Annotated in this window: 18 protein-coding genes and 2 tRNA genes; 18 read left to right on the top strand and 2 right to left on the bottom strand. The window is 61.3% G+C overall.

The features are described from left to right. The first annotated feature begins 13 nt into the window (after nucleotides 1-13). The 5 genes from B5D32_RS06145 (at nucleotide 14) to sstT (ending at nucleotide 5856) form a co-directional block, all read left to right on the top strand. Nucleotides 14-1237 carry a glucose-1-phosphate adenylyltransferase gene (locus B5D32_RS06145; protein ID WP_078784201.1) on the top strand — a complete coding sequence of 408 codons (1224 nt, stop codon included), beginning with the start codon at nucleotides 14-16 and terminating at the stop codon, nucleotides 1235-1237. Then, nucleotides 1231-2355, top strand: a complete 1125-nt coding sequence (glgD, locus tag B5D32_RS06140) for a glucose-1-phosphate adenylyltransferase subunit GlgD (protein ID WP_078784200.1) — start codon at nucleotides 1231-1233, stop codon at nucleotides 2353-2355. Before B5D32_RS06145 ends, glgD begins: the two co-directional genes overlap by 7 nt. Before the next feature lie 149 nt (nucleotides 2356-2504). Further along, complete coding sequence (gene glgA, locus B5D32_RS06135) at nucleotides 2505-3923, top strand: glycogen synthase GlgA (RefSeq protein ID WP_078784199.1); 1419 nt, start codon at nucleotides 2505-2507, stop codon at nucleotides 3921-3923. Nucleotides 3924-4079: 156 nt separating this feature from the next. Beyond that, nucleotides 4080-4166, top strand: a tRNA-Leu gene (locus B5D32_RS06130). Between the two features lie 433 nt (nucleotides 4167-4599). Next, the gene (gene sstT / locus B5D32_RS06125; protein ID WP_078784198.1) at nucleotides 4600-5856 is read left to right on the top strand and encodes a serine/threonine transporter SstT; all 1257 of its coding nucleotides are present in this window, start codon (nucleotides 4600-4602) and stop codon (nucleotides 5854-5856) included. A 161-nt stretch (nucleotides 5857-6017) separates the two neighbouring features. Here sstT and B5D32_RS06120 read toward each other — a convergent pair. Next, a tRNA-Leu gene (locus tag B5D32_RS06120) sits at nucleotides 6018-6104 on the bottom strand. A gap of 360 nt (nucleotides 6105-6464) precedes the next feature. Here B5D32_RS06120 and B5D32_RS06115 point away from each other — a divergent pair. The 7 genes from B5D32_RS06115 (at nucleotide 6465) to B5D32_RS06085 (ending at nucleotide 14351) form a co-directional block, all read left to right on the top strand. After that, nucleotides 6465-7244, top strand: coding sequence for a DUF975 family protein (locus tag B5D32_RS06115; RefSeq protein WP_078784197.1), 780 nt, complete (start codon nucleotides 6465-6467; stop codon nucleotides 7242-7244). Nucleotides 7245-7416: 172 nt separating this feature from the next. Then, complete coding sequence (locus B5D32_RS06110; protein WP_078784196.1) at nucleotides 7417-8457, top strand: ABC transporter ATP-binding protein; 1041 nt, start codon at nucleotides 7417-7419, stop codon at nucleotides 8455-8457. Continuing rightward, entirely contained in the window at nucleotides 8441-9304 is an 864-nt protein-coding gene (locus tag B5D32_RS06105) for an ABC transporter permease (RefSeq protein ID WP_078784195.1), read from the top strand. The genes B5D32_RS06110 and B5D32_RS06105 overlap by 17 nt, the downstream gene beginning before the upstream one ends. A gap of 13 nt (nucleotides 9305-9317) precedes the next feature. Then, entirely contained in the window at nucleotides 9318-10742 is a 1425-nt protein-coding gene (locus tag B5D32_RS06100; protein ID WP_078784194.1) for a Gldg family protein, read from the top strand. Between the two features lie 9 nt (nucleotides 10743-10751). After that, on the top strand, nucleotides 10752-11762 hold the full coding sequence (locus B5D32_RS06095; protein ID WP_078784193.1) for a DUF4340 domain-containing protein: 1011 nt from the start codon (nucleotides 10752-10754) through the stop codon (nucleotides 11760-11762). A gap of 307 nt (nucleotides 11763-12069) precedes the next feature. Continuing rightward, complete coding sequence (locus B5D32_RS06090; protein ID WP_078784192.1) at nucleotides 12070-13245, top strand: glycoside hydrolase family 3 protein; 1176 nt, start codon at nucleotides 12070-12072, stop codon at nucleotides 13243-13245. Between the two features lie 53 nt (nucleotides 13246-13298). Beyond that, nucleotides 13299-14351: a glycosyltransferase family 4 protein gene (locus tag B5D32_RS06085; RefSeq protein WP_078784191.1), complete on the top strand. Its 1053-nt coding sequence runs from the start codon at nucleotides 13299-13301 to the stop codon at nucleotides 14349-14351. 43 nt (nucleotides 14352-14394) lie between these two features. Here B5D32_RS06085 and B5D32_RS06080 read toward each other — a convergent pair whose 3' ends face one another. Continuing rightward, nucleotides 14395-15951, bottom strand: coding sequence for a YifB family Mg chelatase-like AAA ATPase (locus tag B5D32_RS06080; protein ID WP_276327516.1), 1557 nt, complete (start codon nucleotides 15949-15951; stop codon nucleotides 14395-14397). Between the two features lie 151 nt (nucleotides 15952-16102). Between B5D32_RS06080 and B5D32_RS06075 the strand changes: the two genes are divergently transcribed. The 6 genes from B5D32_RS06075 (at nucleotide 16103) to B5D32_RS06050 (ending at nucleotide 23801) form a co-directional block, all read left to right on the top strand. Beyond that, nucleotides 16103-17785 carry a phospho-sugar mutase gene (locus tag B5D32_RS06075; RefSeq protein ID WP_078784189.1) on the top strand — a complete coding sequence of 561 codons (1683 nt, stop codon included), beginning with the start codon at nucleotides 16103-16105 and terminating at the stop codon, nucleotides 17783-17785. Between the two features lie 456 nt (nucleotides 17786-18241). Continuing rightward, nucleotides 18242-20248 (top strand): M56 family metallopeptidase, encoded by a 2007-nt coding sequence (locus tag B5D32_RS06070; protein WP_078784188.1) that lies wholly within the window; start codon nucleotides 18242-18244, stop codon nucleotides 20246-20248. Nucleotides 20249-20262: 14 nt separating this feature from the next. Beyond that, the gene (locus B5D32_RS06065) at nucleotides 20263-20646 is read left to right on the top strand and encodes a BlaI/MecI/CopY family transcriptional regulator (RefSeq protein ID WP_078784187.1); all 384 of its coding nucleotides are present in this window, start codon (nucleotides 20263-20265) and stop codon (nucleotides 20644-20646) included. Between the two features lie 110 nt (nucleotides 20647-20756). After that, nucleotides 20757-21623 (top strand): PHP domain-containing protein, encoded by an 867-nt coding sequence (locus B5D32_RS06060; RefSeq protein ID WP_078784186.1) that lies wholly within the window; start codon nucleotides 20757-20759, stop codon nucleotides 21621-21623. A gap of 13 nt (nucleotides 21624-21636) precedes the next feature. After that, complete coding sequence (locus tag B5D32_RS06055) at nucleotides 21637-21894, top strand: TIGR03905 family TSCPD domain-containing protein (RefSeq protein ID WP_078784185.1); 258 nt, start codon at nucleotides 21637-21639, stop codon at nucleotides 21892-21894. Between the two features lie 128 nt (nucleotides 21895-22022). Further along, on the top strand, nucleotides 22023-23801 hold the full coding sequence (locus B5D32_RS06050) for an HAD-IIIC family phosphatase (RefSeq protein ID WP_078784184.1): 1779 nt from the start codon (nucleotides 22023-22025) through the stop codon (nucleotides 23799-23801). Nucleotides 23802-23816 lie beyond the last annotated feature (15 nt).

Here is a 23816-nt window from a genome sequence, read left to right as displayed (position 1 = left end):
GGGGAGAAATCTTATGGCTAAAGAAATGATCGCAATGATCCTGGCAGGCGGCCAGGGCTCGCGTCTGTACGCGCTGACCCAGAAGCTCGCCAAGCCGGCAGTTCCGTTTGGCGGAAAGTATCGTATCATCGACTTCCCGCTGTCCAACTGTGTCAATTCTGACATTGACACGGTGGGCATCCTGACCCAGTATCAGCCCCTCGTCCTGAACGAGTACATCGGCAACGGCCAGCCGTGGGACCTTGACCGCCTGCACGGCGGTGTTCACGTTCTGCCGCCGTACCAGCAGGCTTCCGGCTCTGACTGGTACAAGGGCACGGCCAACGCCATCTATCAGAACCTGTCCTTCATTGACCGCTATGACCCCAAGTATGTCATCATCCTGTCCGGCGACCAGATCTGCAAGCAGGATTACTCTGACTTCCTGCGCTTCCATAAGGAGAAGAACGCAGAGTTCTCCGTCGCCGTCATGGAGGTGCCATGGAGCGAGGCATCCCGCTTCGGCCTGATGGTCACCGATGAGGATGACCGCATCAACGCCTTCCAGGAAAAGCCGAAGGAGCCCAAGTCCAACCTGGCTTCCATGGGCATCTACATCTTCAACTGGGACATCCTGAAGAAATACCTGAGTGAGGACGAGGCTGACCCCAACTCCGAGAACGACTTTGGCAAGAACGTCATTCCCAACCTGCTGAAGGATGGCCGCCGTATGTATGCGTACCACTTCAGCGGCTACTGGAAGGACGTCGGCACGATCTCCAGCCTGTGGCAGGCCAACATGGAGGTCCTGGACCCAAAGCATTCCGGCATCAACCTGTTCGATGAGAACTGGAAAATCTACTCCCGCAACACGGGCCGTCCCTGCCAGCAGATCGGCAGCGACGCCACCATCTCCAACTCGATGATCTCCGAGGGCTGCAAGGTCAACGGTACGGTCAATAATTCCATCCTGTTCCCCGGCGCAGTCGTTGAGAAGGGCGCTACGGTCGAGGCAGCCGTCGTTATGGGCGGCACGGTCATCAAGGCCGGTGCGTCCGTCAAGCACTGCATCGTGGCCGAGAACGTCACGATCGAGGAGGGCGCAACCGTCGGCGCTATGCCCGAGGGCGGCCTGAACATTGCCGAGCCCGGCGATGTCGCCACCGTCGGCTCCGGCGTCGTCATCGGCAAGGGCGCAGTGGTTGGCCCCAAGGCAATGGTCTCCAGCGATGTAAAGGATGGTGAGGAACAATGGTAAACAGCAATGTGAATGCTCTCGGCGTCATTTTCGCCAATACGTATGATAACCTCGTTCCCGAACTGGTGGCGGAGCGCTCCATGGCCTCCATCCCGTTCGGCGGACGTTACCGCCTGATCGACTTCACGCTGTCCAGCATGGCCAACGCCGGCATCGACAACGTGTCCGTCATCGTGCGTAAAAACTACCACTCTCTGATGGATCACCTGGGCGCAGGCCGTGAGTGGGACCTGACCCGTAAGCGTGGCGGCCTGAATATCGTCCCGCCCTTTGCCGAGCGCAGCGTCAAGCTGTACTCCGGTCGTGTGGACGCACTGGACAGCATCCTGAACTGGCTCGAGGCGCAGAAGGAGCGCTACGTCATCCTGTCCGACTCCTACATTGCCATGAACTTCGACTTCAATAAGCTGATCGATGCTCATGTCAAGTCCGGCGCTGACGTCACGATGGTTTACAACCGCGCCGCCATCCCCGAGGGTGCCCGCAGTGATAACTACACCATCCGTCTGGATGACAATGACCGCGTTGTTGAGATTCTGTCCAACGACTACCGCATCGGTGAGCAGAACCTCGCCATGAACATCTATGTCATTGAGCGCGAGAGCCTGATCCACCTGATCCACGATGCCTCCGTCCGCGGCCTCGTCTACTTCGAGCGCGACATCCTGGCCCGCAACCTCAAGCTGCTGAACGTCCATGCCTACCGGTTCGACGGCTATGTCGCCCGCGTCTCCGACATGAAGAGCTACTTCGACGAGAATATGCGTCTGCTCCAGGAAGGCAGCATGGACGCCCTGTTCGGACCCGCGCCCATCTACACGAAGATTCGTGACGATAACCCGACCCGCTACCTGGAGGGCAGCTCTGTCAAGAACAGCCTGCTGGCTGACGGCTGCGTCATCGAGGGCTCCGTTGAGAACAGCGTGCTGTTCCGCGGCTGCAAGATCAAGAAGGGCGCTGTTGTCAAGAACTGCGTCCTGATGCAGGATACCGTTGTTGAGCCGAACTGCAATGTGGAGTACGTCGTCACCGACAAGAACGTCCACATCACCGAGGACAAGAAGCTGACCGGCACCGACACCTTCCCGGTGTTTGTCGCCAAGGGCCACAGCGTATAAAATACCCCGCCAGCAAAACGCTGGCACTGGGGAGACATAACGCTCATAGAGGTCGAACTCCCTCTCCCCGGAGACGACTTTGATGAGAGGGCGGGGGAGAGCCAGACTTTCCCTCGCCCTCATTTTGTGAAACTCGCACGGAGGTGCTTATGAAAATCCTGTACGCAGCCAGCGAGGCTGCACCCTTTGCCAAGTCCGGCGGCCTGGCCGATGTTGCGGGCGCTCTGCCCAAGGCGCTGGTCCGCGACGGCATCGACGCCCGCGTCGTTATGCCGCTGTACGGCGACCTGAAATTCAAGGATACGCTGACCTATGTCACCAACTTCAGCGTCCCCGTGGGCTGGCGCAGCCAGTACTGCGGCCTGTTCAAGGCCGAGCGCGACGGCGTTGTCTTTTACTTCATCGACAACGAGTATTACTTCAAGCGCAGCGGCCTGTACGGCTTCTATGACGACGGCGAGCGTTTCGCGTTCTTCTCCCGCGCCATTCTGGAGATGCTGTTCTACACCGACTTTGAGCCGGACATCATCAACTGCAATGACTGGCAGACCGCACTGACGCCCGTCTACCTGAACCTGTACTACCGCCATCTGGATAAGTTCAGCCGCATCAAGACGGTGTTCACGATCCACAACATTGCCTACCAGGGCAAGTATGGTCTGGATATTCTCGAGGATACCTGCGGCATCGGCGCACGTGACGCCCATGTTGTGGAGTATGACGGCTGCGCCAACTTCATGAAGGGCGCCATCGAGTGTGCAGACAAGGTCACCACCGTCAGCCCGACCTACGCGCAGGAGATCCTCGACCCGTGGTTCAGCCACGGTCTGGACGGCTTGCTGCGCCAGAAGCAGTATAAACTGTGCGGCATTCTGAACGGTATTGACGTCGATGTCTTTAACCCTGCCACCGACCCTGACATTGCCAAAAACTACGACGCCGAGACCTTCCAGGAGGGCAAGGCTGTCTGCAAAGAGGCCCTGCAGGACGAGTTTGGCCTGCATAAGGACGGCAGCCCGGTCATGGCTATGGTCACCCGTCTGGTTGGCCACAAGGGCGTTGACCTGGTTCAGGCCATCGCCGAGGGTCTGCTGCAGCAGGGCATCGAGCTGGTCATCCTCGGCTCCGGCGAGGCCCAGTATGAGAACTTCTTCAACGAGCTGTGCGCACGCAACCCGGGCCGCGTCGGTGTCTACATCGGCTTCAACGCCAAGCTGGCACAGCAGATCTACGCCGGTGCCGACATCTTCCTGATGCCGTCCCGCTCCGAGCCCTGCGGCCTGGCTCAGATGGTCTCCTGCCGCTACGGCACGATCCCCGTCATCCGCGAGACCGGCGGCCTGAAGGACTCTATCCGCGACTCCGGCGACGGCTACGGCAACGGCTTTACCTTTGCCAACTACAACGCCCATGAGCTGTATGAGGCCTGCTGGCGCGCCAAGGAAGGCTATTGGCAGAAGGACGGCTGGCCCGTGCTGGTCAAGCGCGCCATGGAGTGTGACTTCAGCTGGTCCAACTCCGCCAAGAGCTACGAGGGCCTGTACAACGAGGTCGTCAACCTCTGGTAATCTTTTCATAAAATGCGGTCTTTCGTCAAAAAGCGGAGGACCGCATTTTTCGTTGAAAAAAGCAGCATTTTTCTCAAAAAATCGCTTGACATTTCTTCTGCCAGCCGTTATAATAATACACGTCGTCAGGGCCACGGCCCACGGCGAAAAGAATATGCGGATGTGGCGGAACTGGCAGACGCGCTAGATTCAGGTTCTAGTTCCCTTAAAAGAGTGTGGGTTCAAATCCCTTCATCCGCACCAAAATCCTCGAACGTTTGTTCGAGGATTTTTTGTTTTAGTGATTTGTTTGGGATGACAAGCATCGTCCCCCGCACCGTAGGGGCGGATTCCGTATCCGCCCGCGGAGCCTTGCCATTACTGCAAACGTCCCGGGGCGCTGGCGAGCATTGACCCCTGCGGTGCTGTAGGCGTGATGCCCTATGCAACTGCAAAATGTACGCGGTACAAATACACCTATCCCGCGCACAAAAACATTTTTTGCGATTTTTTTCCCGCGTTGCACCGACCAAAAGTGACTGTTTTTGTAGGCACTACAGCTGTACTTCTCTTGCAATCTGCACGGGATGCGCTATAATGTGGATTGTCACGCGAGCCGCCTGTGCGGGCGGCTGCAAACGGCGCGCACACCCTGCAAAACGTGCCCGACTATTATAATAAGGAAGAGGAGCTTCACATGAATCAATTCACCAAGGCGGTCAAGTCGCTGGCCGCCAAGTACAACGAGACCAGCTTGATCCTGCGTATTGCCATCGGTCTGCTTGTCGGCGCGGCGCTGGCACTGATCTGCCCCGGCGCCGTATGGCTGGAAGAATTCGGCAGCCTGTTTGTCGGGGCGTTGAAGGGCATTGCCCCGGTGCTGGTTTTCGTCATCGTTGCCAGCGCACTGGCACAGGGTTCCTCCAAGCTGGACCGCCGCTTCGGCACCGTTGTCTGGCTGTATATGCTGACGACCTTTGTGGCCGCGGCGCTGAGCGTGGTGACCAGCAAGCTGTTCCCGCAGACGCTGGTTCTGGCCGAGGCCGCCACGGCAGACGTTGTGCCGCAGGGTCTGGGTGACGTCATGCACACGCTGCTGGCCAATATTGTTTCCAACCCGGTGGCGTCGATCATGAACGGCAACTACATCGGCATCCTGATGTGGGCCTGCCTGTTCGGCTTGGCGATGAAGCGCCTGGGAAGTGACACGACTAAGAACTTTATGGCCAACACTGCGGACGCGGTCTCCACCATCGTGCGCTGGATCATCAACCTGGCACCGTTCGGCATCATGGGACTGGTTTTCGCCAGTGTGTCGGACAACGGCCTGTCTATCTTCACTCAGTATGGCCGCCTGCTGCTTTTGCTGGTCGGCACTATGCTGCTGATGGCGCTGGTCATCAATCCGCTGATCATCTTCATCTATCTGCACCGCAACCCGTACCCGCTGGTGCTTCGCTGTCTGCGTGAGAGCGGCCTGACCGCCTTTTTTACCCGCAGTTCCGCGGCCAACATCCCGGTCAATATGTCTCTGTGTGAGAAGCTCGGCCTGGATAAGGACATCTACTCCGTCTCTATTCCGCTTGGTGCGACTATCAACATGGACGGCGCGGCCATCACCATCACGATCATGACGCTGGCTGCGGCCAACACGCTGGGCATGGAGGTCTCTTTGCCCGCCGCCATCCTGCTGTCCATCATGTCGGCACTGGGCGCGTGCGGTGCCTCCGGCGTTGCGGGCGGTTCGCTGCTGCTGATCCCTATGGCCTGCTCGCTGTTCGGCATCTCCAATGACATTGCGATGCAGGTCGTTGGTGTCGGCTTTATCATTGGTGTTATCCAGGATTCGGTCGAGACAGCGCTGAACTCCGCTGGCGACGTTGAGTTTGCCGCTACCGCCGAGTATCACCAATGGCTGAAGGAGGGCAAGCCCCTGCCGGATTTCATGGCATAAAGTTAATGTAAAATCGTACAGCCCCGGTTCCAGTGCAGAACCGGGGCTGTTGGTGTATCTATAGCGGAAAAGCGCGAACCGCCGGTGCCGCAGGGGGCGATGCTTGTCATCCCAAACAAATCACTAAAACAAAAAATCCCCGAACAAACGTTCGAGGATTTTGGTGCGGATGAAGGGATTTGAACCCACACTCTTTTAAGGGAACTAGAACCTGAATCTAGCGCGTCTGCCAGTTCCGCCACATCCGCATATTCTTTTCGTCGTGGGCCGTGGCCCTGACGACGTGTATTATTATAGCCAAACCGCAAACAAATGTCAAGCGTTTTCCGCAAAAAATGCCAAACTTTTTTATATTTTTGTGAACATGAGCAAAAACTGCGCAAAAACGTCAAAACGCGCCGCGCCAAAACTTGCATTTGCGCCATAAGCTGTTATAATAAAAGCATATAGTAAAAGCATGCAACCGTGAGCAAAACGCATGTTTTGCGAAATCAAAATGCAGTATATAGATGAAAAGACAAGCCGAACACAACTATATGCTGTACGCCCTCGAGAACAAATCGGAGCTTTGCCCATCCCTAAAGCATGAATTATGGAGGTGACCCACTATGTGGACACGTGAACTTTTAAAAACCAACGCCAAGCAGGCCCTGCAGGGACGCTACTGGCGTTCCTTCTGGATCTGTCTGGTGCTCAGCTTTGTAGGGCTGGGCGGGGCAGGGGCCAACAGCGGCAATGCGGCGCGGCAGGCTGTCAGCACTGTTACGGACGACACGACGGCCTATGACATCATCAACAGTATCCCCGACAGTATGCTGGGGGCGATCTTCGTCGGTATGCTCATCGGCTCTATTGCCGCGCTTTGCTGGGCACTCTTTGTCGTCTACCCGCTCAACGTCGGCCGCTGCCGCTATTTTATGGAGAGCCGCCAGTCCCTGACGCCCGTCTCCACCGTCGTCAGCGCCTTCCGCCGCCCCTACGGCAACCCCATCGTGGTGCAGTTGCTTACCGACCTGAAAATCGCGCTGGGCTTCCTGTTGCTCATTGTGCCGGGCATTTACTGGGAGTATTGCTATGAGCTGGTGCCCTACCTGCTGGCCGAAAACCCCTATATGTCCGCCACCCGCGCTATGGAACTGAGCAAGGAGATGATGGAGGGCGAGAAGTGGAACTTCTTCATCCTCAAGCTGTCCTTCTTTGGCTGGCTGCTGCTCTGCGTGTTCACCTTCGGCATCGGCGGCTTCTTTTTGGAACCGTACATGCAGGCGACCTACGCGGAATTTTATGCCGCCATGCGCAGCAAGGCACTGGCCATGGGCATGACGACTACCGACGAGCTCGGCGGCTTTGTGCGGCATGATACCTACCCCAACGACATGGACTTCTGATTCAGAATAAACCCGCGAAACGCCGCGGAAACGGGAGCTGCTCCTGTTTCCGCGGCGTTTTTTGGCAAAGCCCCGCGCACGATTTCACACTTCTTCAAACCATTGTCGCAAAATTATCACAATTTATCACTATAATAAAAGACATTATGAAATGAAAAGGGGAGTGCGCACTTTGATCGAAGTAGAGCATCTGACAAAGCGCTACGGCAGCCACACCGCGGTGGACGACATCAGCTTCACCGTGGAGGATGGCGGCATCTACGGCCTGCTCGGCCCCAACGGTGCGGGCAAGTCGACCACCATGAACATTATTACCGGCTACATTTCGGCCACGGACGGCACGGTCAAAATCGACGGCCATGACATCGCCGACGAGCCCGCCGCGGCCAAGGCCTGCATCGGCTATCTGCCGGAGCTGCCGCCGCTGTATCAGGAGATGACCGTGCAGGAGTATCTGCTGTTCGTTGCCGAGCTGAAGGGCACCCGCAAAAAGGCGGATCGTGCCGCCGCAGTGGAGCACGCCGCGGCCCGCGCGGGCCTGCAGGGCATGGAGCAGCGCCTGATCCGCAACCTGTCCAAGGGCTACCGTCAGCGTGTGGGTATTGCCGCTGCGCTGCTCGGCACGCCGAAGATCATCATTCTGGATGAGCCCACCGTCGGCCTGGACCCGGCGCAGATGATCGAGATCCGCTCCCTCATCCGCGACCTGGGCAAGACCCACACGGTCATCCTGTCCAGCCATATTTTGAGTGAGGTCCAGACCGTCTGTGACCGGGTGCTCATCATTGCCCACGGCAGGCTCGTGGCGCAGGGCACACCGGAGGAGCTGGCCGCCCAGCTGACAGCCAAGGGCACGATCACCGCCACGGCACAGGGCAGCCGCGAGGCCGTTGTGGCCGCTGCAGGCAAGGTGCCCGGCCTGACCGACCTGCGTGTCACCGACGAGAAGGGCGGCGAGGTCAGCTTCACCGCCGTCAGCACGGCGGGTACTGACCTGCGCGGTGCGCTCTCGCTGGCGCTGGCTCAGGCGGGCTGCCCGGTGCTGAGCCTGAGCGCCGAGACGATGAGCCTGGAGGATGTATTCCTGCAATTGACCGAGACACCCGAGAGCGGCAAGCCGGAAAGCGACGCTGCCCCCGCCGAAAATCCCCCTGCGGAAGCCGCCGCAGAAGAAAACGAAAAGGAGGCGGACAGCGATGAAAGCAATCTTTAAACGCGAGGTCAAAAGCTACTTTACCGGCATGATCGGCTGGGTCGTTGCTGCCGTAAGCCTTTTCTTCCTGGGGCTGTACTACACCAACCGCAACCTGCTCTACGCCTCGTCGGACTTTGCGTCGGTGCTCTACACCATGACGATGATTTTGCTTTTCCTGCTGCCGGCCATCAGTATGCGCAGCTTTGCGGAGGAGCGCAAGAACCGCACCGACCAGCTGCTGCTGACCAGTCCGGTCAGCATCCCGGCCATCGTGGGCGGTAAGTTTCTGGCCGAGGTCGCGGTCTTTGCCCTTCCGCTGGCCGCCGCCGTGCTCATGCCGCTGATTTTAAAGGCGTTCGGCACGGTCTCGCTCGTTGCGGCGTACAGTGCCGTGCTTGGCTACCTGCTGCTGGGCAGCGCCTGCCTGGCCGTCGGCACCTGGATCTCGGCCCTGACCGAGAACCAGATCTTAGCCTACCTCGCCACCTTCGGCGCACTGCTTGTTGCCTACATTATGGACGGCATCCAGACCATGTTCACCACCGGCAATCTGCTGGCATTCATTGCTTTTATGGTCGTCGTGCTCATCGCGTCGATTCTCGTCGGCGTTATCTGCAAGCGGCTGACCGCGGGCGTCACGGTGTTCTGCGTGGGGGCTGTCGTGCTGTTCATTCTGTTCCGGCTGCGCCCGGCGTGGCTGCTGACGGCCTTCAACGCGGTGCTGTCCGCGCTGGCGCTGTTTGACCCGTTCCAGGACATTGTGGGCGGTATGTTCAGCATCCCGGCCATCGTGTACTATCTGTCGGTCATCGGGCTGTTCCTCTTCCTGACCGGGCAGGCGTTGGAACGCCGCCGTTGGAATTGAGGAGGGATACGCCATGAAAAAGTTGAATGTAAAGCTCCCGCAGGGCGGCAGCAAGCGTGCCCTGCACAGCGGTATGTACGCCAGTGCGCTGGCGGTGGTGGTGCTGGCGGTGATCATTCTGGTCAACCTCGTCATCCGCGCACTGCCCACCAAATACACCGAGTACGATATTTCCACGACGTCGCTTTTCACGTTAAGTGACACCACCGAGAACCTGCTCCATGAGCTGAACGCCGATGTGACGGCCTACTATCTGGCCGAGAGCGGGCAGGAGGACGCGAACATTACCCGCCTGCTGGACCGCTACGCGGGCGAGAGCAGCCATTTCAGCTGGCAGCAGCGCGACCCCGTGCTCTACCCGACGTTCGCCCAGCAGTATGACGGCGCGTCGGCGGGCAGCGTTGTGCTGGTCTGCGGCGACAACAGCGACGTGCTCTCCTACAACGACATGTACGAGATGGACCTGGAGAGTTACTACACCACCGGCACGGCCAACTACAGCTTCCAGGCCGAGAACGCCCTGACCTCCGGCATCGCCAGAGTCACCCGCACGGCGGCCTACCAGCTGTACGAGCTGACCGGCCACGGCGAGACCGCGCTGTCCGACGACTTTACCGACACGCTGTCCAACGCCGGTGTGACCGTGACCTCGCTGAACCTGACCACCGCCGGCAGCATCCCGGCGGACGTGAGTGCCGTGCTTATCAACGCGCCGGGCGCAGACCTGACCGATGCCGAGACGACGATTTTGAAGGACTACGTGGCGAACGGCGGCAAGCTGTTTGTGACCACCGACTTCACCACCAGGACGCCGAATCTTGACAGTGTGCTGGCCGACTGCGGCATGGCCCGCCAGCCCGGCCTGCTGATCGAGACCGACACCGACCATTACCCCTACGGCTACCCCCAGACCTACCTGCTGCCCAAGCTGGCCGGCAACGACATCACCGCGGGCGTGTCCCAGAGCATGATGATCTACACCCCCATTGCCCAGGGCATCACGACGAACGACGACAGCGAGTTCGCCTTTACCGACCTGCTGACCACCGGTGATAACGCCTACTCGATGGAGAACTACGCCACCGCCGAGACCGCCCAGAAGGCCGATACCGACCCAGAGGGCTGCTTTGCTGTGGCTGTGGCGGCGGATAACTCCGCCACCGGTGCGCGCGTCGTCTGGGTCAACTGCCCGAACCTGCTGGAAAGCAACATCAACCAGGCCGTCTCCGGCGGCAACGCCCAATTCCTGGGCAGCGTTGTCAACTGGATGAACGGCGAGCAGACGACAGCGGTCATCAACGCCAAGAGCATGAGCGCGGCCTCGCTGAGCGTGCCGACCTCGGCGGCCATCCCGCTGGGCGTACTGTTCACGCTGGTGCTGCCCATCGTCTGCATCATTGCGGGCGCGGTGGTCTGCGTTGTGCGCCGCCGCAGATAAAGGAGAACCATGAAAAACAAGAAATTTCTGCCGCTTGTCATCCTTGTGGGCGTCGTTGCGCTGCTGGGCATCCTGCTGGCCGTGCTGACGCTGCACGGGGAGGCGGAGACCGACACGACGCTGCCGCTGTGTGACCTTGCGGCGGATGACATCGACGCGCTGTCCTACGCGGGCAACAATGTAGAGGTCTCGCTCCTCAAGGGCAGCGACGGCTGGCTGCTGGCCGATGACCCGTCGCTGCCGCTGGACCAGACCAAGGTGCAGAGCCTTGTGGAGGACTACGCCAACCTGAAGGCGCAGCGCAAGCTCGAGGGCAATGACCTGGCCGAGCTGCCCGCTAAAAGCGACACCCCGCAGATGACGATCACCCTCGGGGCAGGGGAGCAGACCGTGGACCTGACTGTAGATCAGCTGAACAGCGTGGCAGACGTCTACTACGTCTACGACGAATCCGGCGCAGCCTACACGGTCCGGCGCAGCGACCTGGCGACGCTGAGCAAGTCACCCCGCGACCTGTACAAGGCCCAGACGCTGACCGACAAGACGACAGACGATGTGGCCGCCATGCAGGTGAACGACCTGACATTTACCTGCACCGACGGCATCTGGACGCTGACCGACGACCCGGACTACGCCCTCACCCAGAGCAGCGTCAGGAAGATGGCCGGTACGATTCTGGAAATGCAGACCGCGTGGACCATCACCGCGCCCGATGCTGACAGCGCCTACGGGCTGGATGCCCCCGACGTGACCGCGACGCTGTCCTTCACCGACGGCACAAGCCTGACGGTGCGGTTCGGCACGGCGAGCGCGTCCGACGACAGTCTGTGCTACCTTGCCAGCTCCGACGCGCCGACGCTGGTCTATGAGGTCAACGCCGATCACAAGTCCGCCTTTGCCGTGACGAAGGAGTCGCTGCACGACGATACCGCCACCGCCGAGACTGCCGCCGACACCGACGTTGTGGCCCAGTACCCCGTCGGCGGCGAGAACGACTACGCCGACAGTCTGCCGGACTAAATATAGCCGAGCAAAAGTCTTCCCCCTTGGGGGAAGGTGGCCGCAGGCCGGATGAGGGGCGACACTGCCATGAAAACCCACTAACGGGTTACGGCAGGGTCGCTCCTTTTTGCTGTCTTGCTCTTGCTCTGCAAATATGCTACTATAATAGTAATTGTAGGGGCGAACATTGTTCGCCCGCCAACCTTCCGTTGGCACTCGTCCCCGGGTCAATGCCTGTTACCCTTACCTCGTAGGGGCGGATTCCATATCCGCCTGCGCCGTTCGCCACACCACTCACCCTCACCCGAAAGGCGGTGACCCCCCTATGAAACGCCTGCTTCTCCCCGCACTGCTCCTCACCACCCTCACCGCCTGTACGGCAGCCCCGGCGGGCACCCTGCCTGCCGCCGCGCCGACCCCAACTCCCGCGTCCACCCCGGCCCCAACCGCAGCGCCCGCCCCCGCCGACGCGCTGACGCAGGAAGAAAAAATCGGCCAGCTTTTCATCATCCGTCCCGACGCCTTGGATCTTACGCTCCCGCAGGAGACCATCAACGACGCAAAGGCCGACGGTGTGACCATGCTGACCGACGCCATGCGGGAGACCCTGCAAGCCTACCCTGTGGGCGGCATCTGCCAGTTCGGCAAGAACATCACCGACCCGGAGCAGCTGGCGCAGTTCAACGCCGATTTGCAGGCCGCCAGCCGCACGCCGCTTTTCATCGCGGTGGACGAGGAGGGCGGCGCGGTGGCGCGTCTGGCCAACCACCCGGCCTTTGACCTGCCGCAATATGAGAGCGCCGCCGCGGTGGGCGCGTCCGGCGACCCGGCGGATGCCTGCGCCATGGGGCAGACCATCGGCGCATATTTAAAGGAGTACGGTTTCAATATGGACTTTGCGCCTGACGCCGATGTGAACACGAACCCGGATAACCCCATCATTGGTACGCGGGCCTTCTCGTCTGACGCCGCCACCGCCGCCGAAATGGCCGCTGCCGCCGCGGACGGCCTGCGCACCAGCGGCATCCTGCCGACGCTCAAGCATTTCCCCGGCCACGGTGATACCGCTGAGGACAGCCACACCGCGTTGGCCGTGACCTACAAAACGCTCGACGAGCTGCAAGCCTGCGAGCTGCTGCCCTTTGCGGCGGACACCGGCCTGCACGCCGTCATGGTCGGGCATATCGCCGCACCGAATGTGACCGGCGACGGCACCCCGGCCACCCTTTCACCGCAGCTTGTCGCGCTGATCCCCGACGCGGAAAACACCCTCATCGTCACCGACTCGCTGGCGATGGATGCCATCACCGCCGCCTACACCCCCGGCGAGGCCGCCGTGCAGGCCCTTCAGGCGGGCTGTGATGTACTTTTGATGCCCAACTCCCTGCCCGAGGCCTACGCTGCCGTCCTGGAGGCTGTGCAAAACGGAACGATCTCCGAGGAACGCTTGGACCGGAGCGTCAATAAAATCCTGCTGTACAAGCAGCAATTTGCATCGTAGAGCGGCCAGTCCTCTGGCCGCCGCCAACCGCGCCGTAACAAAAGAGGTACTCTATGTCCAACACCATCTGGGCCGTTGACGGCTCGTTTTTTGCCCAGCGCCTTTCGGGCATCCAGCGCTATTCCATCGAGCTGCTCGCCGCGCTGGACCGCATCATCCCGCCGGGCTTTGTCGAAATTGTCACCCCGCCGGGCGTTGAAACGCCGCACTATACCAATATAAAGGTCGTTTCCTTCGGCACGCACAGGGGCGGCGTCTGGCAGCAGCTCGACTACCCGCGCTACCTCCGGCAGCGCGGGGCCGGAGGACTTGCCACCTGCAATGTTATCCCGCTGTTCGGCTTCCGCGGCATTGCCGTTGTGCACGATGTCTGCTACCGCGCGCGCCCGGACTTTTACACCGACCCCCGCGGGCGGCTGAGCGCTGCATGGCACTGCCTGCAATACCGCCGCATTGCCAAAAGGGCCGAGCGCATCATCACGGTGTCGGAGTTCTCCAAATCGGAAATTACCAAATATTACGGCGTTCCTGCGTCGAAAATGGACGTTGTCTACAACGCCTGGCAGCAGATGCAGCGCATTGCGCCCGACGAGAGCATTTTTGCCCGGCACCCGCAGCTCAAGCCCGGTCAATACTATTTCAGCATGGCGAACCTGCTCAAAAACAAGAACTTTCCGTGGGTGCTGCGCGCGGCCGGGGCCAAGCCCGACGCCGTGTTTGCCATTGCGGGCGGCGGCAGCCTTGCCGCCGAGGCCGAGCGCCTCGGCCTGGCCGACCTGCCCAATGTGCTGTATCTGGGGTATGTCAGCGACGGCGCAGCCAAGGCACTGATGGCTCACTGCAAAGCCTTTCTTTTCCCGACGCTTTATGAGGGCTTCGGCATCCCGCCGTTGGAGGCCGCTGCCTGCGGTGCGCCGCAGATCATTGTCAGCGACACCCCTTGTATGCGGGAGGTCTACGGCCCCTGCGCCGCCTACATTGACCTGACCGCGAACCCCGGCGACGTCGATGACGTCACCCCGGCCACGGCTCCCACCGCCGCCCTTCTCGAAAAATACAGCTGGGATAAGAGCGCTGAAAGGCTGCTGCAAATTCTCGAAAAATAAAACACGGCCCGCCGCTTTCAACCCGAAAACGGCGGGCAGTGTTTTACATCCCGAACTTTCTGTCCAGCGTCCTGTATTGCAGCGTTTCGGACAGATGCGCCGTGTCCAGTACCTCGCTGCCGTCGAGATCGGCCACGGTCCGGGCCACGCGCAGAATGCGGTCATAGGCGCGGGCGCTGTAGCCCAGCCGCTCAAACGCACCGCGCAGGATTTTCTCGGCGGCAGGGGTCATGCGGCAGTAGCGCCGCAGGGCGCCGGACGGCAGCTGCGCGTTGCACCGCACGCCGGGCAGGGCCTTGTACCGTTCCCGCTGCAAAGCACGCGCTGCCATGACCCGGGCACGCACGTCGGCGCTGGACTCACCGCCCTGCTCGGACGCAAGGTCGTCGTACTCCACGGGCAGGGCCTCGACGTGTAAGTCAATGCGGTCCAGCAGCGGGCCGGAGATGCGCCGCCGGTAGGCATCCACCGCGCTCGGCGTGCAGGTACACTCCCGCGTGGGATGGCCTAAATAGCCGCACTTGCAGGGATTCATGGCGGCCACCAGCATGAACCTGCACGGATAGGACGCCGTGCCGTGTACGCGGCTGACGGTGACCCTGCCGTCCTCCAGCGGCTGGCGCAGCACCTCGAGCGTATCGCGGGCAAACTCGGGCAGCTCGTCCAGAAACAGCACGCCGTTGTGCGCCAGACTGACCTCGCCGGGGCGGGGGACAGACCCGCCGCCCACAATGGCTGTCGAGCTGACGCTGTGGTGCGGGCTGCGGAAGGGCCGCTGCTTGATAAGCCCCGTGCCGCCGCGCAGCAGCCCGGCCACGGAGTAGATGGCGCTGGTCTCGAGCGCCTCCTCGTAGGTCAGCGGCGGCAGAATGCCCGGCAGCCGCTTGGCAAGCATAGATTTTCCGGTTCCGGGACTTCCAATCATGATCAAATTATGCCCGCCTGCAGCGGCGATCTCCATGGCGCGGCGGGCTTCGCTCTGGCCGCGCACGTCGGCCATGTCCGGCCCCAGCCAGACGCCGTCCTCGTCGTACCCCTCGGGCGTTGCCGGGGTCAGGGGCGTTGCGCCGCAGAGGTGCAGCACCACATCCTGCGCACTGCGGGCCGGGTAGACGGTCAGTCCCTCGGCCACGGCGGCCTCGGCGGCGTTTTCGGCAGGCAGAAACAGCTCCTTCACGCCGTTCTGCACCGCGGCCAGCGCCATTGGCAGCACGCCGGTCACGGGGCGCAGCGTGCCGTCCAGCCCCAGCTCTCCCAGAAACGCCCGCTCACTGCCGGGGGCGGGCAGCTTGCCCTGCGCGGCCATGATGCCCACAAACACCGGCAGATCGTACACCGGCCCGGTCTTGCGCACGTCGGCGGGGGCCAGGTTGATGGTGATGCGGCTGGCGGGCCACTCATAGTGCAGGTTCTTGATGGCGCTGCGCACCCGCTCACTGCTCTCCTTCACGGCGGAGTCCGGCAGACCCACCAGATTGAACTGCGGCAGCCCGCCTGAAAGGTCGGCTTCGACCTGCACGATGTACCCCGCCAGACCGGTCACACCAAGGCTTGTCACTTTTGCATACATGGCCTGTTTCCCACTTTCCTGCTTTTTTATCAGTATACCGCACAGCGCGCCCCTGCACAAGCACGAAACGGGAAAAATCAGGCAAAATTAACCAAAATTCGATTGACAGGCTTGCAGAATGTTGGTATATTTAGAGTAAGCCAAGTTAGTATTTCCTATGGAAAGTGAAGGTGTTTTACTTATGTATCAGGATATGTATGAGCGTTGGCTCGCTGCCGAGCTGGACGACGCTGACCTCAAGCCCGAGCTGGAAAGCGTCAAGGGTGACGATGCCGCCATTCAGGACCGTTTTGCCGTGGCCCTGAAGTTCGGTACCGCGGGCCTGCGCGGCGTCATCGGCGCGGGCACCAACCGCATGAATATTTACGTTGTCCGTCAGGCGACCCAGGGCCTTGCCAACTGGGTCAAGACCCAGGGCGGCAGCCAGACCGTTGCCATCAGCTATGACAGCCGCATCAAGAGCGACCTGTTCGCCAAAACCGCTGCCGAGGTGCTGGCCGCCAACGGCATCAAGGTCCGCATCTACAGCGCCCTTATGCCCGTGCCCGCACTGAGCTTTGCGACCCGCTATTACAACTGCAACGCCGGTATCATGGTCACGGCCAGCCACAACCCCGCCAAGTACAACGGCTACAAGGCCTACGGCCCGGACGGCTGCCAGATGACCGACGAGGCCGCCGACATCGTCTACGCCGAAATTCAGAAAACCGATATCCTGACCGGCGCCAAGCTGATCTCCTTTGAGGACGGCATGGCCAAGGGCCTGATCGAGTACGTCGGCGACGACTGCATCAACGCGCTGTATTCCGCCATCGAGGCGCGCTCCATCCGCCCGGGCATCTGCAAGACCGCCGGTCTGAAGCTCGTCTACAGCCCGCTGAACGGCTCCGGCCTTGTGCCCGTCACCCATGTTCTGGGCGACATCGGCATCACCGACATCACCATTGTGCCCGAGCAGAAGGACCCGGACGGCAACTTCCCGACCTGCCCGTATCCCAACCCTGAGATCTTCGAGGCACTGCGCCTGGGTCTGGAGCTGGCCGAGAAGTCCGGCGCTGACCTGATGCTGGCCACCGACCCCGACGCGGACCGCGTCGGCATCGCCGTCAAGTGCAAGGACGGCAGCTATGAGCTGCTCTCCGGCAACGAGGTCGGCGTTCTGCTGCTCGACTACATCTGCGCGGGCCGCATTGAGCAGGGCACGATGCCCAAGAACCCCGTCATGTGCAAGTCCATTGTCTCCACGCCGCTGGCTGACAAGGTTGCTGAGCATTACGGCGTCGAGTGCCGCAACGTGCTGACCGGCTTCAAGTGGATCGGCGACCAGATCGCCAAGCTGGAGGCCGACGGCGAGGTGGACCGCTTTATCTTCGGCTTTGAGGAAAGCTACGGCTATCTGGCCGGTCCCTACGTCCGCGACAAGGACGCTATCATCGGCTCGATGCTGATCTGCGAGATGGCCGCCTACTACCGCGCCAAGGGCTCCTCCATCAAGGAAGAGCTGGAGCGCATCTACACCGAATATGGCCGCTACCTGAACAAGGTGGACAGCTTTGAGTTCCCGGGCCTGTCCGGCATGGACAAGATGGCCGGCATCATGCAGAACCTGCGCGTCAACCCGCCGAAGGACTTTGCCGGTGACAAGGTCGTCAAGGTCGTAGACTACAAGAAGCCCGAGGAGACCGGCCTGCCCGCCGCCAACGTCCTGATTTACACGCTGGAAAGCGGCGCGACGGTTGTCGTGCGTCCCTCCGGCACCGAGCCGAAGATCAAGACCTACTTCACCACCAAGGGCAAGGACCTCGCCGAGGCCGAGGCCCAGAAGGAAAAGCTGGCCGAGGCCTGCAAGCCCCTGCTGGCGTAAGTCTGGCATAGCATAAAGATATTTTGCGCACCGCTCCCGACTGGGGGCGGTGCGCTTTTTTGTTGCGCAGCCGCGTTTTCGAGCGATTTGTAGGGAGGGGTCTTGACCCCTCCGCGGGGCGTCGAGGATGCCGCCCCCTACAGTGGCAGCCCATAAAGTTATATAGTATCGCAAACGTCCGCGGCGGCCAGAGGGCTGGCCGCCCTACAACCACCCGGTAACGATTTGCAGGGGAGGGATTCATCCCTCCCGTGTACCTTGCCTTCAACGCCTGTTCAACAAGCATGGCGCTGTAGGGGCCGGGCATGCCCGGCCCCTACCTGCCCGCTGCCGCCCTTGTGCAATTCCACCAAACAACCCTGTCAAACTTTGTCACCTACACCCCTTGACACCGCCCTTCTACACTTGTAGAATAAAGCTATCTTCTACAGCTGTAGAACAAAGGAGGTCGACCCCATGTTCGCCACACTTTTTGCTTCGCTGTTCGTGCAGGGCATTCTGCTGGGCTTGGCCGCGCTGGCATTGCTGGCCGCGGCGCCCCGGCTGCAAAAACGCTACGGTCCGCAGTGGCTCTGCCGCCTGTGGGTCACGCTGGCGGTGCTGCTTCTGGTGCCGCTGCACGCGCTTGTGCCCCAGGCCCCGGCGGCGGTGTCCGTGGATACCACACCGCTGTACAGCCGGACCGCCCTTTCGCAGGAAGTCACCGAGCGCCCAGCCGACGGTGTGCCCTACATGGTTGCCATGGAGGGCGACACGCCCACGGGCTACATCGTGCCCCGCGCCGAGCTGCAGACGGGACACCGCACGGTGCTGGAACGCCTCGCCGTCGGTGCAACGCGGCTGAACCTGCTGGCCCTTGCGTGGAACCTCGGCGTGCTGGCTGTTGCGCTCTATCAATTTGGCGGCTATGCCGTCTGGCGCATCCGCGTCCGCCGCACCGCACAGCCGGTTGACCCCGGCTGGCGCAGCGCCCTGCCGCAGGGGGTATGCCCGCGCATGGTCGCCACGCCGCTGGTACGCAGCCCCATGGTGGCGGGCACGCTGCATCCCGTACTTCTGACCCCCACGGGCACGGCTCCCAATGGCGCAGACTACATGCTGGCCCACGAGCTGACCCACATAAAACGGCATGACGTCGCCAAAAAGCTGCTGTTTACGCTGGCGTGTGCCGTGCATTGGTATAACCCTGCTGTCTGGCTGCTGGCCGCCCGCGCGGGCCGCGACATTGAGGAGGCCTGTGACGCCGAGACCCTGTGTGGCCGCGATGCCGCTTACCGCGCGGCCTACGCCGACGCCCTGCTGACCGCCGTGCGCCAGAACCGCGGACCCGCGCTGACCAGCGGCTTTGCCCTGAACAAGCGCCAGTTCAAGCAGCGTCTGGCCGCCCTGTGGGACACCGCCCCCAAGCACCGCGGACGCGCCCTGCTGGCGGTGCTGGCCCTGACTGCCTGCTGCGCGGGTGGGCTGGTCGCCTGCAAGCCCGCCGACGCGGCCCCGCAAGACGAGCAGGAACCCGCCGCAGCTGCCGTATCGGCGCCGTCCGAGACCGCCAACCCCATCGTGACCCCGGAGCCGCCGCCCATCTCCATGGAGGCGGGGGCCGCAGCTGTGCGCCGCGGTGCGGACTTCCTTTGGAGTGAGTACCTGACCGACGGAAACGGCTACTACTACCACAGCGGCGCGTGCGGCCTTGTGGAGCCCGAGGATTACGACACGGAATATATTTCCGCCCTGCTGGAAACCCGGCGCGACGACGGCACAACTTGGCGCGACTACCTGAACGACGGCCGGGGCGCGCTGGTCAAAGCGACCTTTGAAGCCGAGCTGACGCCCGAAGCCTGGTATCTGGGCAAACAATACGGCGAGGGACGCTTTCATGTCTATCTGATTGCACCGTTCGACGAATCGCAGCCCTGTGAGGTCATCAGCGGCTGGCAGTCTGCCGACGACCCGAACCAATCGGCGCATTTTGAGATTCTGCCGATGGCGCGGGAGCTGGACCTGACCAACAACCAGTACCGTATGCTGCTGCACCAGTGCAGCGCGCTGGCCCAAGCGGGGGCGCAGAACTTTTTTAACCCCGGCGATTGGCCGCAGGACGAGCTGGAAACCTACCTTTATTACCGCAACCAGTATTTTTACGGCGGGGCCGATGCCCTGATGATGCTGAACGTTGATTTCACTCCTGCAAATGATTGGAACCAACAGCTGCTCTACCTGACCTACGACGAAGTGAACGCGCTGGATTTCTCGGCACCCAAGACCGCTGCACTCCCGGGCTACACCCCGCCGGAAAGTCTCGAAAGCGACGACCCGGGCGTCTGGACCTTCACGCGCGAGGGCTTGTATATTACTGCCGAATGGCCCGGTGTGGAGCGCTACACCTTCTACGTTCATAACGGCAACGCCAGCCTGAAATTTGACGCCCGCACCATCTGTGTACAGGGCCAGAGCCTGTCTTAAAAAGGAAACATCCCATGTCCAAAATCAAACATCTGCCCGACGCAGAATTAGAGATCATGAACGCCCTGTGGGATGCCGACGCGCCGCTGACCGCCGCCGAGCTGGAAACGGCGCTGCCCGGCCCGCCCCGCGCCCGCACAACGCTGCTGACCCTGCTGGCCCGGCTGGAGGAAAAGGGCTGCGTCACCCGCGAAAAGCAGGGGAGAGGCTACCTCTACACCGCCGCCTTGACCCGGGCCGCGTACCTGCCCGCCGAAAGCCGCAGTCTGTGGGGCCGCCTTTTCGGCGGCAGCCCCCGCAACTTCGTAGCCGCCCTTGCCGAAACCGACACTCTCACCGATGCCGACATAGACGAGCTGGCGGAATACTTGGAGGAACTGAAAAAAGAGAGAAAGTAGCGTAAAATTTGTAGGGGCGGGCATTGTCCGCCCCTACTTGCAATTCTCCCTCGACTTGTAGTATAATAATATGTCCTATAGTATCCACATTCGCAAGTGAGGTGACGCCCATGCCCGGTGATCTGCATACCCATACGACCTTCTCTGACGGTTCGACCCCGGCGGACAAGCTGCCGTTTCTGGCGGCCTGCGCGGGGATGACCCATCTGGCCATCTCCGACCACGATTCGATTCGGAGCGTGCGCTACGCCTATGCCCATCCCGTGCAGAACGGCGTCCACCTCATCCCGGCCACCGAGCTGACCGCCTACGACTACGAGCGCGCCCACCGCGTGCATTTGCTCTGCTACTGGCCCGACGACTGCGCCGCGCTGGCGGACTTTTCCGCCATGATGGCCGAGCGCCGCCTGACCGCCATGCTGCAGAGCTGCAAGGAGCTGGAAGCCATCTGCCCCCAGTTCCGCACCGAGGAGGCGCTCGAGCTTGCCAAAGACAGCGGTACGCTGTTCAAGGCGCAGGTCATGCGGGTGCTGTGGCAGTACGGTCTGGCCGACGGCATGTATAATACCGTATACAAATCACTGTTCGGGCTCAAGCCCGTGCGCGGGCGCATCCTGCACACGCCGCGGTATGAGCCGGTGGACACCGTGCTGGATGTTATTAAGGCAAGCCGCGCAGTGGTCGTGCTGGCGCACCCCAGCGTTTACCACAGTATGGAGCTGGCGCGCGAGCTGATCGCCGCCGGGCGGCTGGACGGCGTCGAGATCGACCATCCCCGCAACACGCCGGAGGACAGGGCCGAGCTGACCCGCTTAGCCAAGGAAAACGGACTGATCGTCACGGGCGGCACCGATTACCACGGCATCAACACCGTGACGCCGCGCCCGGTGGGAGCATTTACGACCAGCGACGAGATGATCGCGCGCATCGGCGACATAGCCAAGGCACGCAAATCGACCTACAAGAGACAAAAATAAGGAGCAAATCAAAATGACATACACCTACAACAATAAAGGCACCTGTTCCGTCCGCACCGTCGTGGAGCTGAACGACGACCATACCATCAAGAGCGTGCAGGTCCTGGGCGGCTGCGACGGCAACCTGAAGGGCATCGCCAAGCTGCTGCCCGGCATGAAGGCCGAGGACGCCATCGCCCGCATGGAGGGCACGACCTGTGGCCGCAAGCCCACCAGCTGCCCCGACCAGATCGCCCAGGCACTCAAGGGCGCACTGGCGGAGATGGGCTGATAAAGGTCCGTAGGGGCGGATTCCATATCCGCCCGGGCCGTCTGCGGCAGCCGCACACCTTGCGGACGCATATAGAATGCGCCCCTACATTTTGCCCACAAGGCTTATTACTATAAAAGGAGCTTCCCATGGACTGCTTCCATTACCCTCTCGATACCGAAACGCTGCTGCGCAAAAAGCGTAAGCTGCGGCGTGAGCTGCTGGCCCGGAACCCGCACCCGCTGCACAAAAAAATTGCTATCCTCGGTGGGTCCACCACAAACGAAGTGGCCGACCAGCTGGGGCTGTTTCTGCTGCAATACGGCATCGAGGCGGAGTTCTACCAGAGCGAGTACGCCCAGTATTGGCAGGACGCCATGTTCGGCACGCCGGAGCTGGACGACTTCCACCCCGACGTCATCTACATCCACACAAACTGGCGCAACCTGACCGCCCTGCCCACGACGGCCGACAGCGAAGCTGCCATCGACGCGATGCTCGACGAGCAGTACGCCCATTTTGAGACGATGTGGCAGGCGTTGGAGCAAAAATTCGCCTGCCCGGTCATCCAGAACAACTTTGACCGCCCGAACTTCCGCCTCATGGGCAACCGCGACATCTGGGACCCCCATGGCCGCTCCAACTTCATCAGCCGCCTGAACCAGAAATTTTACGCCTATGCCGCGTCCCATGAGCACTTTTACATCAACGACATCGACTACCTGTCGGCGGACTACGGCCTGACGGCGTGGGGCGACGCCTTCTTCTGGCACATGTACAAATATGCCATCTGCCTCGACGCAATCCCGTCGCTGGCCAACAGCGTGGCCAATATCATCAAGTCCCTGTACGGGCGCAACAAAAAGGCGCTTGTGCTCGACCTGGACAATACGCTCTGGGGCGGCATCGTCGGCGACGACGGCGTGGATGGCCTGGCCATCGGCCCCGAGGTGCCCGAGGGTCAGGTCTACGCCGAGTTCCAGAGCTACTGCAAGGCGCTGAAATCCATCGGTGTCATCCTGGCCGTTGACTCCAAAAACGACGAGGCCAATGCGCTGGCGGGCCTGAACCACCCGGACGGCGTGCTGCGCCCCGATGATTTCGTCGCCATCAAGGCCAACTGGGACCCGAAGGACCTGAACCTGAAGGCCATCGCGTCCGAGTTGAATTTGGGCGCGGACAGCTTTGTCTTTGCCGACGACAACCCGGCGGAGCGCGCCATCGTGGCCGCGCAGGTGCCCGGCGTCGCTGTGCCCGCGCTGGACGGGGCCGAAAACTACATCAAGACCCTCGACCACGGCGGCTATTTTGAGGTCACGGCCCTTTCCAAAGAGGACCTGAAAAAGACCGAGCTTTACCACCAGAACGCCGAACGTGCCAAGGCACAGGCGGCGTTTGCCGACTACGGCCAGTATCTCGACAGCCTTGAAATGACGGCCACGATCAAGGGCTTTGAGCCGCTCTACATCCAGCGCATTGCCCAGTTGACGAACAAGTCCAACCAGTTCAACCTGACGACGCTGCGCTGCTCCGAGGATGACATCCGCGCTATGGCCGGGGACAAAAACGACCTCTGCCTTTGCGGCAAGCTCGTGGATAAATTTGGTGATAACGGCATTGTCACCGTTGTGGCGGGCCGGCAGCAGGGCGATGTGCTCGACCTGACGCTCTGGCTCATGAGCTGCCGCGTGCTCAAGCGCGGCATGGAGGACGCCATGATGGACACCGTCGTGGCCGAAGCCGCCGCCCGCGGGGTCAAAACCATCGTAGGCCATTATTATCCGACAGCCAAAAACGCCATGGTGCGCGAATTTTACGCGCAATATGACTTTACCAAAACGGCGGAGGATGCCGACGGCAATACCGAGTGGACGCTGGACGTCGCCGCCTACACGCCGAAACACCCCCACATGAAGATCGAACGCTGACAGATAGGAAACCGT

The organism is Gemmiger formicilis (assembly GCF_900167555.1).
GTDB lineage: Bacteria > Bacillota > Clostridia > Oscillospirales > Ruminococcaceae > Gemmiger > Gemmiger formicilis.
Note: the sequence above shows the minus strand (reverse complement) of the source record. Positions and strands in the feature narration are given on the sequence as shown.